At 58.4% G+C, this 14,215-nt stretch carries 9 protein-coding genes; 7 read left to right on the plus strand and 2 right to left on the minus strand.

Translation table 11 applies throughout. The features are described from left to right. Nucleotides 1–59: 59 nt before the first annotated feature. Together AAEO81_RS25805 and AAEO81_RS25810 are read right to left on the minus strand one after the other, a co-directional pair. Nucleotides 60–620 (minus strand): response regulator transcription factor, encoded by a 561-nt coding sequence (locus AAEO81_RS25805; protein WP_166593740.1) that lies wholly within the window; start codon nt 618–620, stop codon nt 60–62. Next, nucleotides 617–1,876: an ATP-binding protein gene (locus AAEO81_RS25810; RefSeq protein ID WP_341959818.1), complete on the minus strand. Its 1,260-nt coding sequence runs from the start codon at nt 1,874–1,876 to the stop codon at nt 617–619. Before AAEO81_RS25810 ends, AAEO81_RS25805 begins: the two co-directional genes overlap by 4 nt. A gap of 330 nt (nt 1,877–2,206) precedes the next feature. Between AAEO81_RS25810 and AAEO81_RS25815 the strand changes: the two genes are divergently transcribed. The 7 genes from AAEO81_RS25815 (at nt 2,207) to AAEO81_RS25845 (ending at nt 14,180) form a co-directional block, all read left to right on the plus strand. Continuing rightward, complete coding sequence (locus tag AAEO81_RS25815; RefSeq protein WP_341959819.1) at nt 2,207–2,923, plus strand: SIMPL domain-containing protein; 717 nt, start codon at nt 2,207–2,209, stop codon at nt 2,921–2,923. 270 nt (nt 2,924–3,193) lie between these two features. Next, entirely contained in the window at nt 3,194–5,365 is a 2,172-nt protein-coding gene (locus AAEO81_RS25820; protein ID WP_341959820.1) for an HET-C-related protein, read from the plus strand. 103 nt (nt 5,366–5,468) lie between these two features. After that, nucleotides 5,469–7,067, plus strand: a complete 1,599-nt coding sequence (locus AAEO81_RS25825) for an ABC transporter substrate-binding protein (RefSeq protein ID WP_341959821.1) — start codon at nt 5,469–5,471, stop codon at nt 7,065–7,067. A 284-nt stretch (nt 7,068–7,351) separates the two neighbouring features. Then, entirely contained in the window at nt 7,352–8,983 is a 1,632-nt protein-coding gene (locus AAEO81_RS25830; RefSeq protein WP_341959823.1) for an ABC transporter substrate-binding protein, read from the plus strand. Nucleotides 8,984–9,322: 339 nt separating this feature from the next. Further along, nucleotides 9,323–10,924: an ABC transporter substrate-binding protein gene (locus AAEO81_RS25835; protein ID WP_341959824.1), complete on the plus strand. Its 1,602-nt coding sequence runs from the start codon at nt 9,323–9,325 to the stop codon at nt 10,922–10,924. 156 nt (nt 10,925–11,080) lie between these two features. Further along, on the plus strand, nt 11,081–12,463 hold the full coding sequence (locus AAEO81_RS25840) for an OprD family porin (protein WP_166593747.1): 1,383 nt from the start codon (nt 11,081–11,083) through the stop codon (nt 12,461–12,463). 154 nt (nt 12,464–12,617) lie between these two features. Further along, on the plus strand, nt 12,618–14,180 hold the full coding sequence (locus tag AAEO81_RS25845; protein ID WP_341964621.1) for an ABC transporter substrate-binding protein: 1,563 nt from the start codon (nt 12,618–12,620) through the stop codon (nt 14,178–14,180). Nucleotides 14,181–14,215 lie beyond the last annotated feature (35 nt).

Raw genomic sequence — 14,215 nt, forward strand, 5'->3', positions numbered from 1 at the left:
CAATGTGCCAGACGCTACACGCGGTCTTCCATGAAAAAACTTTAACTGGCAATCCTCGCTCAGCGGCGAACCGGTCGCTTCTGCAACTTGCGCTGCAACGTACGCCGATGCATCCCCAAGGCCCGCGCCGTGGCCGAAATGTTGCCCTCATGTTCAGTCAGCACCCGCTGGATGTGCTCCCACTGCAGGCGGTCCACGGACATCGGGTTTTCCGGCACCAGCGTGTCCAGATCGGCGTGCTCGGACAGCAGCGCAGCCAATACGTCATCTGCGTCCGCCGGTTTGCACAGGTAGTTGCAGGCGCCGCGCTTGATGGCCTCGACAGCGGTGGCGATGCTCGAATAACCGGTCAGTATCAGGACACGCATTTCCGGGTCCAGTTCCAACAGCTTGGGCAGCAGCACCAGCCCCGAGTCCCCTTCCATTTTCAGATCGACCGTGGCGTAGTCGGGAATGTCCTGCTGCGCGAGCACCAGGCCTTCCTCGGCGGAACTGGCAGTGCTGACACGAAAACCACGGCGTGCCATCGCACGGGCCATCACGCGAGTGAAGGTGGCGTCGTCGTCCACCAGCAACAGGTGCGGCAGTTCTTCGCCCTCGACCTGGATGTCATCAGTCATGCTTCATCTCCTGTTGCGTTCCGGGGCAGGCGCAGCTCGGTGAGCGTGCCGCCTTCCTCGTGAGGATAGAGTTTCACCGAGCCACCGGCGCGGGTCACGCTGGCCTTGCTCAAGAACAGGCCCAAGCCGAAGCCTTTGCCCTTGGTGGTAAAAAACGGTTTGCCGATCTGCTCGGCGACCGCCAGCGGCACCCCGGCCCCGTGGTCGCGAATGGTGATGCTGATTTCCACGGCGCTCCAGTCCAGGCTCACCTCCAGCCCTTCCGGACAGGCATCGGCGGCGTTGTTCAGCAAGTTCAGCAGGGCCTGGGTCAGATCGGGAGGCGGCGCGACCATCGGTACGTCGCCTTGCCCCAGACGTTGAAAACGGTAGCTGGCTTCGGGCCGCATCAGGTGCCAGCGATTGAGCGCCTGATCGAGCCAGTGGGTGACGGTCTGCTCCTGCACGGCGAGACGGCGATTGGCCTCGGCGGCGCGCACCAGCTGTTGCAGGGTTTCCTTGCACAGTTTGACCTGGTCTTGAAGCACCGACAGGTCTTCTTGCAGCGCCGGGTCTTTGTGGTCCTGCTGCATTTCCTTGAGAAGCACGCTCATGGTCGCCAGCGGCGTACCCAATTCGTGGGCAGCGCCAGCAGCTTCAGTCGCGACAGCCAGCAGTTGCTGATCGCGAGCGCCTTCTTCTCGGCGTAGGGCGCGCATCTGTTCCTGACGGCGCAGTTCTTCGGCCATCCGCGCCGCGAAGAAGGTGATCACCCCCGCTGCCAGCGCAAAACTCAGCCACATGCCGTAGATCTGCATCTTCTCCCGCGCGATGGCGAAGGCCTCGACGGGGTAGAAGTTGGCAAGCATCAAGGTGTACAGCGCCAGAGCGATGCCCGAGAGAATGAGCGAATAGCGCCACGGCAGGGTCACGGCGGCAATCGTCAGCGGCACAAGATAATAAGAGACGAACGGGTTGGTCGACCCGCCGGAGAAAAACAGCAGCGCGCTGTGAATGAACAAGTCGAACGCCAGTTGCACCGCGTATTCCAGTTCGGTCACGGGCCAGGACGTGCGAAGTCTGATCGCCGTCAAAAGGCAAACGATGGCGGAAAAGCCCAAGGTGATGTCCAACTGGAGCCAAGGCAAAGGCAGCAGGTTGAACAGGTAGGCGAACCCTACCGAACCGGCTTGGGCACCGAGCACCAGAATGCGGATGAACGTCAGTCGCCAGAGATTCTGGCGCGTGGCAGACAGCAATTGAACGGGGGCGAGCATGAGCTCTCCTGATGAGCGCTCCAGGGGAATCCGAGCGAGTATAACCAATGCGACAGCGGTTTCCGTCAATGTGCGTCAAAGCGCCACAGCGATTGAGGGATCTTCAGACTGCAAACGCTTTCTGTGGGAGCGAATTCATTCGCGAATGGACAGTCAACCCGACGTATCCCTGTCGCCTGAGCCATTTTTTCGCGAATGAATTCGCTCCCACAGTGAGGTTCTGCGTTTGTTCCTCGCTGGAACAAGATCCCGGAAACACAGTCTGATGGGCATCCGTCCAGCAACGCTCCAACCTGCGCTCAGGACGGTTCGCCCAACAAGGAGTTTCACATGTTCAGCCTTCGCCCCACTGCCACTGCCCTTACCTTTGGCGCCGCCGCTGTGGCCAGCGCCTGCGTCATGGCCGAAGACGTTCATTACAATCAGGTGTCCGTGCGCGCCGAGGTCAATCAGGAAGTCCAGCGCGACCTGATGACCGTCACCGTGTACACCGAATCGCAGAATACCGATCCGGCCAAGCTCGCCGCCGGGATCACCGATTCCCTCAACAAAGCCCTCGGCGAGGCCCGCCAGGTCAAGGAAGTGACGATTCGCCAAGGCAGCCGCAACAGCTACCCCATCTATGATGACAAAGGTCAGAAAATCACCGGCTGGCGTGAGCGCGCTGAACTGCGACTGGAAAGCCCCGACTTCGCTGCGCTCTCCAAACTCACCGGAGAACTGCTCGGCAGCGATATGAAAATGGGCGGCATGGACTTCTCCATCTCCGACCCGGCGCGCAAAACCAGCGAAGACACCTTGCTGAAAAACGCCGTCACCGCATTCAAAGCCCGCGCGCAACTGGTCACTGATGCTCTGGGTGGCAGCGGCTATAAACTGGTGAACCTGAACCTCAACACCTCGGGCTACCCACAGCCTTATATGCGTGCGCCGGTCATGATGATGAAAGCGGCCCGCGCCGATGCCGCGCCAACGCCGGATGTCGAGGCCGGGACCAGCCAGGTCAGCGTGACCGCCGATGGCGTGATCGAAGTCGCGATTCCCTGATCCTCGCCCGCGGCAGCCAAGGGCTGCCGCGGTTTCCTCCCCCCTGCTGCACTCTTTTCCAGACGATCTGTCGCCCCTTCCCTTGCGACGCGCTAGCGCATCCTACACACCTCCGCGCCCTGTCCGATTTCCACGGCCCGTGCAATCCGTACACTCGACACCCGTACCACCAACAACACCTTCACGACTGGAGCGTCGGATGGGTCGGGATATTCCCGGACCCGCAACGCCAGACCGGTCGTTTATTACTGATTCAAGGAAGAATCCATCATGGCTTTTCAACCCGCGACAACCCGTTTCCTCGACCAACCCGACCTGACAGAGGCGCTCGTGCACAGCACGTTTGCCCTGGACCTGCTGACCCGGGTGGCGACGACACTTTCAGCCGATGGGTTCATTGAGAACATGGCGCGCATCTTTGGCCAGGACATTCCCGAAAGCATTTACTGCGCCCTGCAAGACCGGCTGATTGCCGGAGAAATCGACAACCCGGCCATCTTCATCGAGGACGGCGATCATCTCGCCGACTACAGCAACAGCGAGCGGGTCATCCGCATTCATTCCTCAATGATCGACAACGCCCTGAGCGACGTTCGGGTCGCCGAGTTTCTGGATATTCTTCTGCACGAGTTCGGCCATCACATCGATAACGTGCTGCGCCAGGACTTCGCCGATTATCTGGAAGAGGGTTCGACCCCTCTCGCCAAGGATGCCAACGGTGAAGAGGGCACTCGTTTCTCCCTCGCGATGGCTACGCTCGGCCAGTTCGACACCGATCGCGTGCGCATTGCCAGCTACCGGTCCGGGTCAGCCCGCCCGCTGGATATCGAAACCCAGTGGAGCAAAGTGCGCGTACGCATCGTGTGGCGCCACTCGAACCTCAACGAAACCTCAAACTCTCCCGACCCGCACCCAGAGCGTGAACGCTTTGAAGCAGGTGATGGCGATGAACATCACCATACCCACGAGACGATCGAGGCCGTGCTGTACGACCTGGAGATGAGCCCCTATGAACTGAACACCATCTATTTTGGCAACTGGCTGCGGGATTATTCGCAGCTGCTCGATCCCAAGGTCATTCGGGCCGCCGATACGCCCAAGGACTTCCCCGACGTACTGTCCCGTGACGCCCTTACCCGGATCGTCGACGTGCTTTCCCTTAAACGATTCGGGCCCATCAGGCAGGCTGGCGGGGATTTATACAGAGTGACTCCCGATGTGCTCGGTGTGTACCGCCCCAGTGAGCACATCGACAACCCGCGCGTCGTCGACCGAAACACCCCAGACCCGAAGTCAAGGGACCAGGATTTCGAATCGCTGGTATTCGACGGCGATCCGCTGCTGCTAATTGACTACACGACATCGATGAAGCACTACATCGGACGGTCCGTTGACTTCATGGCACGCCAGCTGCAATTCGCCATGGATCACCCGCGCAAGCCCTGGGGTTTGCGCGCCTTTGGCTCGGCATTGCACATACTCGAAGACTTTTTCGCTCACTCCAACTTCGTGGAACTGGCGCTGATCAAAAATGGCCACTCCCAGGTGCTGCCATGGACCTCCCCCGCCGACTGTGAAGCGGGCCTGCCGCTCGTGACCGGGATGTTCGGCTCTTCCGATGTCCTGGCCAGTGTGGCCGGCCCACTGGGCAAGATTCTTTTCTCGCTCGACGACATCTCCTATATGCCGACCAAACCGGGTGACCGAAGCCCTCGCGAGCAGGTGCTGTTGATTCTTCTCGAAGAGCACGAGAACCCTGACTACCTCAAGCATTTCCAGGCCTTTCTGAACGCTCGTGATGAATGGGTCAGCCTGCCCATCGCGGAGTTCATTCAGCGAAGCGTGGCCTATCTGACAGGACCTGCCTCGGTGCTGGGTAATGCGCTCGGCATCATCATGCAAGGTGTGCTGACGCGATTCGGGGAAAACATCAAGGACTGGCAGACCCGGTATGGGGAGGATCCGCACGACAATGGCTCGACTGATCCAACTCACTCACAGCTGGCCAAGGACCATGCAGAACACCCACTGCACCTGCTGGCAAGCAGTCTGGCGTCCGAAGCCGTGAGAGCGGTAGGCACCGCAATGGTCAATCATTGGAACGGCGACACCCAGGCCGACCCCGTTGCTATCGCTATCGACTATTTCAAGCATCCCCACAACAGTGAGTGGCAGGATGCACAAGTCGCTGAATGGGCGACGAAAAACCCCGAAAACGTACGCCGCGCCACCTCGAAGCTCGACCTGCGCGCCATTCATGAGCACCTCGCTGATACAGGACAGGCCTCGCTCGATCGCCTGTCCAAAGATGGCGCTGCGTATCTGAACTTCATGAGAGGTGAGTTCCTGGATAAGCAGTCACCGCTCTGGGCATTGATACGACTCACGCCCGCTGGCGCTGCGTTTTATGCTCTCTACCAGTCATTAGGCATCATCAAATAGGTCTAACGGTTTTCTTGTAGGAACGCTCAACGCTGCGGCATTCTGCGCGGTCTATCATCCGTCGATGATCCCGGCATGAATGCCGCACTTGCATGAGGTTCACATGGAGAAAACCTTCAAACCGCTGCTTCTGGCTGCCGCCGTGGCGTTGTGCGTGCCGTCTGTGCATGCCGCCAGCACGCTGGTCTATTGCTCCGAAGCCAGCCCAGCCGGCTTCGATCCCAGCCAGTACACCAGCGGTACGGAGTTCGATGCGTCGGCTGAAACCGTGTTCAACCGCCTGACCCAGTTCAAGCGCGGCGGTACGGAAGTCGAGCCAGGCCTGGCAACAAAATGGGACGTTTCCGAGGACGGCCTCACCTACACGTTTCATCTGCGCGACGGGGTGAAATTCCACACCACGGACTACTTCAAGCCGACGCGGGACCTCAATGCCGACGACGTGCTGTTCACCTTCAATCGCCTGCTCAACGCCGACGATCCGTTCCGCAAGGCTTACCCGTCCGAGTCGCCGTACTTCACCGACATGGACATGAACAAGACCATCAAACAGGTGGAGAAGGTTGACGACCACACCGTCAAATTTCACCTGAACAACATCGACGCCGCGTTCATCCAGAACCTGGCCATGAGCTTCGCCTCGATTCAGTCCGCTGAATACGCCGCGCAGCTACTCAAACAAGGCAAGGCCGAAGAGATCAACCAGAAGCCGATCGGAACCGGCCCCTTCGTGTTCAAGCGTTACCAGAAAGACGCGCAAATCCGCTTTACCGGCAACAAGGATTACTGGAAGCCGGAGGACGTGAAGCTCGACAACCTGATCTTCTCGATCAACACCGACGCGGGCACCCGCCTGCAGAAACTCAAGACCGGCGAATGCCAGATCAGCGGCTATCCGCGTCCGCAGGACATCGAGGAAGCGCAGAAGGACCCGGACCTGAAAGTGCTGAGCCAACCCGGCTTCAACCTCGGTTTCCTGGCCTATAACGTGACCCACCCGCCGCTGGACCAACTCAAGGTACGTCAGGCGCTGGACATGGCCATCGACAAGCCGGCGATCATCAAGGCGGTGTACCAAGGGGCCGGTCAACTGGCGCAAAACGCGCTGCCGCCTGCGCAATGGGGTTATGACCCGAACATCAAGGACGCGCCTTATAACCCGGACAAGGCGAAACAGCTGCTCAAGGAAGCAGGCGTCGCGCCGGGCACGCAGATCAACCTGTGGGCCATGACCGTGCAACGCGCGTCCAACCCGAACGCACGGATGTCAGCGCAGATGATTCAGTCCGACTGGGCGAAGATCGGCATCAAGGCCAACATTGTCAGCTACGAATGGGGCGAGTACATCAAGCGCGCCAAGGCTGGCGAACACGACGTGATGATCTATGGTTGGACAGGTGACAACGGTGACCCGGACAACTGGCTCGGCGTGCTCTATAGCTGTGCGGCGGTGAAAGGCAGCAACTACGCCAAATGGTGCAACCCGAGCTACGACAAACTGGTGACCCAGGCCAAGCTGACCAGCAACCGCGACGAGCGAATCAAGCTGTATCAGCAGGCGCAGAACATCCTGAAAAACGACGTGCCGATTACGCCAATCGCCAACTCCAAGGTGTTTCAGCCCATGCGCAAGGAGGTGCAGGACTTCAAACTCAGCCCGTTTGGCCTGACGCCCTTTTATGGGGTGAGCGTGGCCAAATAGCACCATCGCTTATCAACAGCGAAGTAACACTTGCGGGACATTCGGGTGCATTTGCCACGGCGCGATGCACCAGAATCGCGCAACAAAGATACCGATATGCGACACGCAAACGTTCAACCGCGTCAAAAATTATACTTTTGCGACATTCGTGTACGTTCGTGCCACTCTTTGACACTTGTTTGGCGCCAGCATCTTGCTTTGGGTATGGCGCCTGCATAAGTATCCGCGGGACCGACCCATAAGGTCGTACCCTCAACTAAAAAATGACAACAACTGAGGCCACCATGCTCAAAAAAGCGGTCATTCCGTTTCTCCTCGGCGCAGGTTTGATCGCCAGCGCTCCCTTCGCTCAAGCAGCATCGAACCTGGTGTTCTGCTCCGAAGGCAGCCCCGCTGGTTTCGACCCAGGTCAGTACACCACCGGCACCGACTTCGACGCTTCGGCCGAGACCGTTTTCAACCGTCTGAGCCAGTTCGAACGCGGCGGCACCGCCGTCATTCCAGGCCTGGCCACTAGCTGGGACGTGTCCCCGGACGGCCTGACCTACACCTTCCATCTGCGTGAAGGTGTCAAGTTCCACACCACGCCGTACTTCAAACCGACCCGTACCTTCAATGCCGATGACGTGCTGTTCACGTTCAACCGCATGATCAACAAGGACGATCCGTTCCGTAAGGCGTACCCGACCGAATTCCCGTACTTCACCGACATGGCGATGGACACCAACATCACCAAGATCGAGAAAGTCGACGATCACACCGTCAAGATGACCCTGGGCGTGGTCGATGCCGCGTTCATCCAGAACCTGGCGATGAGCTTCGCGTCCATTCAGTCCGCTGAATACGCCGCCCAACTGCTCAAGGAAGGCAAGCCGGAAGACATCAACCAGAAGCCGATCGGCACTGGCCCGTTCGTGTTCAAGAGCTACCAGAAGGACTCCAACATCCGTTTCACCGGAAACAAGGACTACTGGAAGCCTGAAGACGTCAAAGTCGACAACCTGATTTTCGCGATCACCACCGACGCCTCGGTTCGCGCTCAGAAGCTGAAGAAAGGCGAATGCCAGATCACCGCTTACCCGCGTCCCGCCGACCTGGCACCGCTGAAGGCCGACCCTGCGCTGAAGATGCCTGATCAGGCGGGCTTCAACCTGGGCTACATCGCCTACAACGTGATGCCGGAAATCAAAGGCGAGTCCAAGCCTAACCCACTGGCCAAACTGGAAGTGCGTCAGGCGCTGGACATGGCGGTCGACAAGAAAGCCATCATCGACGCCGTTTACCAAGGTGCAGGCCAACTGGCGGTGAACGCTATGCCGCCGACCCAGTGGTCCTACGACACCACCATCAAGGATGCGCCGTACGACGTCGCCAAGGCCAAGGAACTGCTGAAAAAGGCAGGCGTGGCCGACGGCACCGAAATCACCCTGTGGGCGATGCCGGTTCAGCGTCCGTACAACCCGAACGCCAAGCTGATGGCTGAAATGCTGCAGAACGATTGGAAGAAGATTGGCATCAACGCCAAGATCGTTTCCTACGAGTGGGGCGAGTACATCAAGCGCGCCAAAAACGGCGAAAACGGCGCGATGCTGATTGGCTGGAGCGGCGACAACGGTGACCCGGATAACTGGCTGGGCACCCTGTTCGGTTGCGACGCGGTCAACGGTAACAACTTCGCCAAATGGTGCGACAAGGACGGCTTCGACAAGCTGATCCACCAGGCCAAGGAAACCACCGACCAGTCCAAGCGCACCGAGCTGTACAAACAGGCTCAGCACTTACTCAAGGCCGCCGTCCCTATGACCCCTATTGCGCACTCGACTGTTTACCAGCCGATGCGTAAAGAAGTTCAGGACTTCAAGATCAGCCCATTCGGTCTGAACTCGTTCTACGGCGTGAGCGTCAGCGGTAAGTAATAACCCTCTGTGACTGCACGGTCGCGATACCTTCGGGTGTCGCGACCGTGTCGTCTTGTGCGTGATTCAGAAACGAAAATGAATATCGTTAGACGAGTAAGTGTGCAGCTGAAAGAAATTGCCTACTAACGATATGCACTTTTCCTACAAACATTGAAGAAGTCTGAAGTATTTACTGTGCGGCCGGACGGACATACCGTTCTGAGTTCCCGTACCTGATAGTTATCGTTTTCCCGTCGGTCGGTTTATCTGATCGGACAGTTCCATTTGCGCAAACGATTGCCCCGGAATTTTCCGCATCATCAAAAGTGATACACGCCCCAGACGATAAGGATTGTCATGCGTAAAAACATTGCTGTGTCTTCGTTAATCACTGCTGGGCTATTAGCCACTATTCCAACCGTACAAGCGGCTACCAACAGTCTGGTGTTTTGTTCGGAAGGCAGCCCCGCCGGTTTCGACATCGCCCAATACACGTCGGGCACTGACAACGACGCCGCCGAGCCGATCTACAACCGCCTCGCGGAGTTCGAACGCGGCGAGACCAGCGTGGTGCCTGCGCTTGCGACGAGCTGGGATATCTCGCCCGATGGCCTGACTTACACGTTCCACCTGCGCCCTGGCGTGAAATTCCACAGCAACAAGCTGTTCACGCCGACCCGCGACTTCAATGCCGACGACGTGCTGTTCACCTTCAATCGCATGTTGCAGAAGGATCATCCCTTCCGCGTCGCTTACCCGACGGAGTTCCCGTACTTCACCAGCATGGGCCTGGACAAGAACATCAAGTCAGTGGAAAAGACTGACACCATGACGGTCGTATTCACACTGAACAAAGTGGACGCGGCCTTCATCCAAAATATTGCAATGAACTTCGCCTCTATTCTGTCGGCTGAATATGCTGACAAACTGATGGCATCGGGTAATGTTCGCGAGATCAATAATTCGCCCATTGGTACAGGCCCGTTTGCATTCCAGCGTTATCAGAAAGATTCGCAAATTCGCTACGTCGCTAATAAACACTTCTGGGACCCGAGCCGCGTGAAGATCGATCAACTGATCTTCGCCATCAATACCGATGCCTCGGTGCGTGTGCAGAAGCTCAAGAAAAACGAGTGTCAGGTGACACTCAATCCCCGCCCCGCCGACGTCGAGTCCATCAAGGCAGACAAGAATCTTCAGGTGATCGAGAAACCCGGCTTCAACCTCGGTTACATCGCCTACAACGTGCGCCATGCGCCGCTGGACAACTTGCAGGTTCGTCAGGCGCTGGACATGGCGGTGGACAAGAAGGCGATCATCGACGCGGTGTATCAGGGTGCGGGCCAACTGGCGCAGAACGCCATGCCGCCGACCCAGTGGTCCTACGATGAAACCGTCAAGGACGCCCCCTACAATCCGGAAAAGGCACGCGAGCTGCTGCGTGCTGCCGGTGTCAAGGAAGGCACCGAACTGACCCTCTGGGCCATGCCCGTGCAACGGCCGTACAACCCGAACGCCAAGCTGATGGCGCAAATGCTTCAGGCTGACTGGGCCAAGGTGGGCATCAAGGCCACCATCGTCAGCTACGAATGGGGCGAGTACCTCAAGCGCAGCAAGAACGGCGAGCACGACATCTCGCTGATCGGCTGGACCGGCGACAACGGTGACCCCGACAACTGGATGGGCACGCTGTACAGCTGCGCCTCCATTGGCGGCAACAACTACTCGATGTGGTGCGACGAGAAGTACGACGCGCTGATCAAGTCGGCCGTGTCCACGGCGGACAAGAACCAGCGCATCGACCTCTACAAGCAAGCCCAGCACTACCTCAAGAGCCAGGTGCCGATCACGCCGATCGCTCACTCCACGGTCATTCAGCCGTTGCGTAAAAACGTTCAGGGGTTTCAGGTCAGTCCGTTCAATCGCAACAACTTCTCCGGCGTCAGCATCGCCGACTAACCCGAGCAACTGTGCCACAGGTGAATGTTCGCCTTTGGCACTGCTTTATCCGCAATCCGCGGAACGAGCGAAAAAAGGCCCACAAGGCCGCTTCATCAAAGCCGGTCCTCCATAAAAACCGGCCTCTATAAAAGATGTAAAAGGGAGCTTCAACACGTGAAAAAAGCCAGCACCGCTGTATTCGCCCTCTCCGCCCTCGCCTTGAGCGTCGCGGCCCAGGCAGAGCCAACCAGTCAGGAATTCGTCCCGACGACACTGGCCACCACCAACGCCCAGAGCGAAGCCAAAGGCTTTCTGGAAGACTCGAAAATCACCGGTTCGACCAAGAACTGGTACGCCAATGAACTGCTGCGTCGCGGCGGCAATTTCAGCCGCAGCGAGAACGGCGTCGTGGTCGATCGCGACCCACGTCGTATCAACTGGGTGCAAGGCACCATCGTTGACTACAGCTCGGGCTTCACTCAGGGCACCGTCGGGTTCGCCACGCAGATGGCGGTCTACAACGCCGTTGCGCTGGACCGCGACAAGGATGACCTGATGGGCGGCGCCAACCGCACGTTGACCAAGAACAACGGCGACCCCGTTGGCCAGTGGAGCAAGCTGGGCCTGGGCAACATCAAGGCTCGCATCTCCAACACCACGCTGACCGCCGGCCGCCAGTCGCTGAACACGCCGGTACTGGCCTACATCGGTAACCGTGCGCTGCCGTCGAGCTTCGAAGGTGTGAGCATCCTCAGCGAAGAATTCAACAACCTGTCGTTCACCGCTGGCAGCTTCGACCGCGTCTCACCGCGTTCCGAGCAGAGCCTGACCAAGTTCCGCTCCGAGTACACCGCCAACGCGAACATCGAAGCCGACCGCGTGGACATGGCCGGTGTCGACTACAAGCCGTTCAAAAGCCTGACGACCAGCTTCTACGCTTCGAACGTCCAGGATTTCTGGCACCAGTACTATTTCTCGTTCCTGCACGAGCTGGGCGACACCGACGTCCTGGGCCTGAGCACCAACCTGAACTACTACAAAACCAAAGATTCCGGCTCGAAGAAAATGGGCCCGATCGACAACGACACCTACTCCCTGTCGTTGACCGCGACCCACAAGGCGCACAGCTTCAGCATCGCCTATCAGGAAGTCGAGGGTGACACCTACTTCGACTACGTGCATGACAGCAACGCCATCTTCCTCGCCAACTCCCTGCTCTCGGACTTCAACGGACCGAACGAGAAGTCGGTGCAGCTGAGCTACCTGCTGAATATGGCCGACTATGGCGTGCCAGGCCTGAAGTTCAACGTCTATCAAGCCCGCGGCTTCGACATCGACGGTACGCACTACAAAGGCACCGCCTATGACGTGCGCAGCATGGACGGCGAAACTCACTACGAATACGGCGTCGGCGCGTCGTACACCCTGCAGTCCGGCCCGCTGAAGGCCTCGACCATGCGCGGCACGTACACCACCCACCGCGCGAGTGCGAACCAGGCTGACGGCAACATCAACGAGTTCCGTCTGGTGACCACCATCCCGTTCAACATCCTTTAATCAACCGCTGGGCAGTTTCGGGGCAAGGTTCATACAGAACTTAATGCCCCGAAGCACCCACTGAGTAATGGCTTCATCACTTGCGGAGGGCGTTTTCTTGAAATCGACATTCAAACTCGCAACATTGCGCAACGCAGTCGCATTGGCACTGGGAATGACACTGCTCAGCGCCGCGGTCGGCGTTCAGGCCAAACCTCTTGTGGTCTGCACCGAAGCCAGCCCGGAAGGGTTTGACATTGCGCTGTACACCACCGCCGTCACTGGGGATGCTGCGTCGGAAACCATTTACAACCGTCTGGTGGACTTCAAGCCCGGCACCACTGACATCCAGCCGGCTCTGGCCGAGTCGTGGGAAATCAGCGAAGACGGCCTCAATTACACGTTCCACCTGCGCAAAGGTGTCAAGTTCCACACCACCGATTACTTCAAACCAACGCGCGACATGAATGCCGACGACGTGGTCTGGAGCTTCCAACGCCAGTTGGACCCGAACCATCCGTGGCACAAACAATCGACCGTGGGTTTCCCGTACTTCGAAAGCATGGGCTTCAAGGACCTGCTCAAGAACGTCGAGAAGGTTGACGACAACACCGTCAAATTCACCCTGACCCGTCGCGAAGCACCGTTCCTGGCGGACGTTGCCATGGCCTTCTCCTCGATCTACTCGGCCGAATACGCCGATCAATTGCTCAAGAGCAATAAACTCGAAGGCCTGAACAGCCAGCCGATCGGCACCGGCCCCTTTGTATTCCAGCGCTACGCCAAGGATGCACAGGTGCGTTTCAAGGCCAACCCGGATTACTTCCGTGGCAAACCGCCAGCGGACACCCTGATTCTGGCCATCGCCACCGACAACAACGTGCGCCTGCAAAAGCTCAAGGCCAACGAGTGTCAGGTCGCGCTGTATCCCAAGCCAGATGACATCCCGAGCATCAAGAACGACCCGAACCTCAAGGTCGATGAGCTGAACGCGATGACCACTTCCTACATCGGGATGAACACCACCCACAAGTACATGAGCGACGTGCGGGTGCGGAAGGCCATCGACATCGCCTTCGACAAGGAAGCCTACGTCAACGCGCTGTTCGGCAAGGGCAACGCCACGGTAGGGGTCAACCCGTACCCGGACACCCTGCTGGGCTACAACAAAACCCTGAAGAATCCGGCCCACGATCTGGACAAGGCACGTGCCTTGCTTAAGGAAGCAGGCGTGCCGGACGGCACCGTGCTGACCCTGTTCACCCGCAACGGCGGCGGTCCAACCAACCCGAACCCGATGCTGGGCGCGCAGATGATGCAGTCGGATTTGGCGAAAGTCGGCATTAAGTTAGATATTCGCGTCATGGAATGGGGCGAAATGCTCAAACGTGCCAAAAACGGCGAGCACGACATGGTGTCGGCGGGCTGGGCAGGTGACAATGGCGACCCTGATAACTTCCTGACGCCGAACCTCAGCTGCGAAGCCGCCAAAAACGGCGAAAACTACGCCCGCTGGTGCAATGAGAAGTTCCAGACCCTGATCGATCAGGCACGGGAAAAAACCGACCCGGCCGAACGTGCTGCGCTCTATGAGCAGGCACAAGTGATCTTCAATCAGGATCAGCCATGGATCAGCATGGCGCACACCAAGATGTTCACGGCAATGCGCAAGAACGTAGAGGGCTACCACATTAGCCCCCTCACCACTAATAACTTCGCCACCACCCAGGTGAAGTAGAAGAAGAATCTGGCGGGCTCCAAACCGGAGACCCG

The sequence above is a fragment of the Pseudomonas sp. RC10 genome (assembly GCF_038397775.1).
GTDB classification, from domain to species: Bacteria; Pseudomonadota; Gammaproteobacteria; order Pseudomonadales; family Pseudomonadaceae; genus Aquipseudomonas; species Aquipseudomonas bambusae.

What these genes read in the sequence shown, in the direction of transcription:
- AAEO81_RS25825 (WP_341959821.1), top strand. Translation starts at nt 5,469, where the DNA reads ATGGAGAAAACCTTCAAACCGCTGCTTCTGGCTGCCGCCGTGGCGTTG.
- AAEO81_RS25835 (WP_341959824.1), top strand. Translation starts at nt 9,323, where the DNA reads ATGCGTAAAAACATTGCTGTGTCTTCGTTAATCACTGCTGGGCTATTA.
- AAEO81_RS25805 (WP_166593740.1), bottom strand. Translation starts at nt 620, where the DNA reads ATGACTGATGACATCCAGGTCGAGGGCGAAGAACTGCCGCACCTGTTG.
- AAEO81_RS25830 (WP_341959823.1), top strand. Translation starts at nt 7,352, where the DNA reads ATGCTCAAAAAAGCGGTCATTCCGTTTCTCCTCGGCGCAGGTTTGATC.
- AAEO81_RS25810 (WP_341959818.1), bottom strand. Translation starts at nt 1,876, where the DNA reads ATGCTCGCCCCCGTTCAATTGCTGTCTGCCACGCGCCAGAATCTCTGG.
- AAEO81_RS25815 (WP_341959819.1), top strand. Translation starts at nt 2,207, where the DNA reads ATGTTCAGCCTTCGCCCCACTGCCACTGCCCTTACCTTTGGCGCCGCC.
- AAEO81_RS25845 (WP_341964621.1), top strand. Translation starts at nt 12,618, where the DNA reads ATGACACTGCTCAGCGCCGCGGTCGGCGTTCAGGCCAAACCTCTTGTG.
- AAEO81_RS25820 (WP_341959820.1), top strand. Translation starts at nt 3,194, where the DNA reads ATGGCTTTTCAACCCGCGACAACCCGTTTCCTCGACCAACCCGACCTG.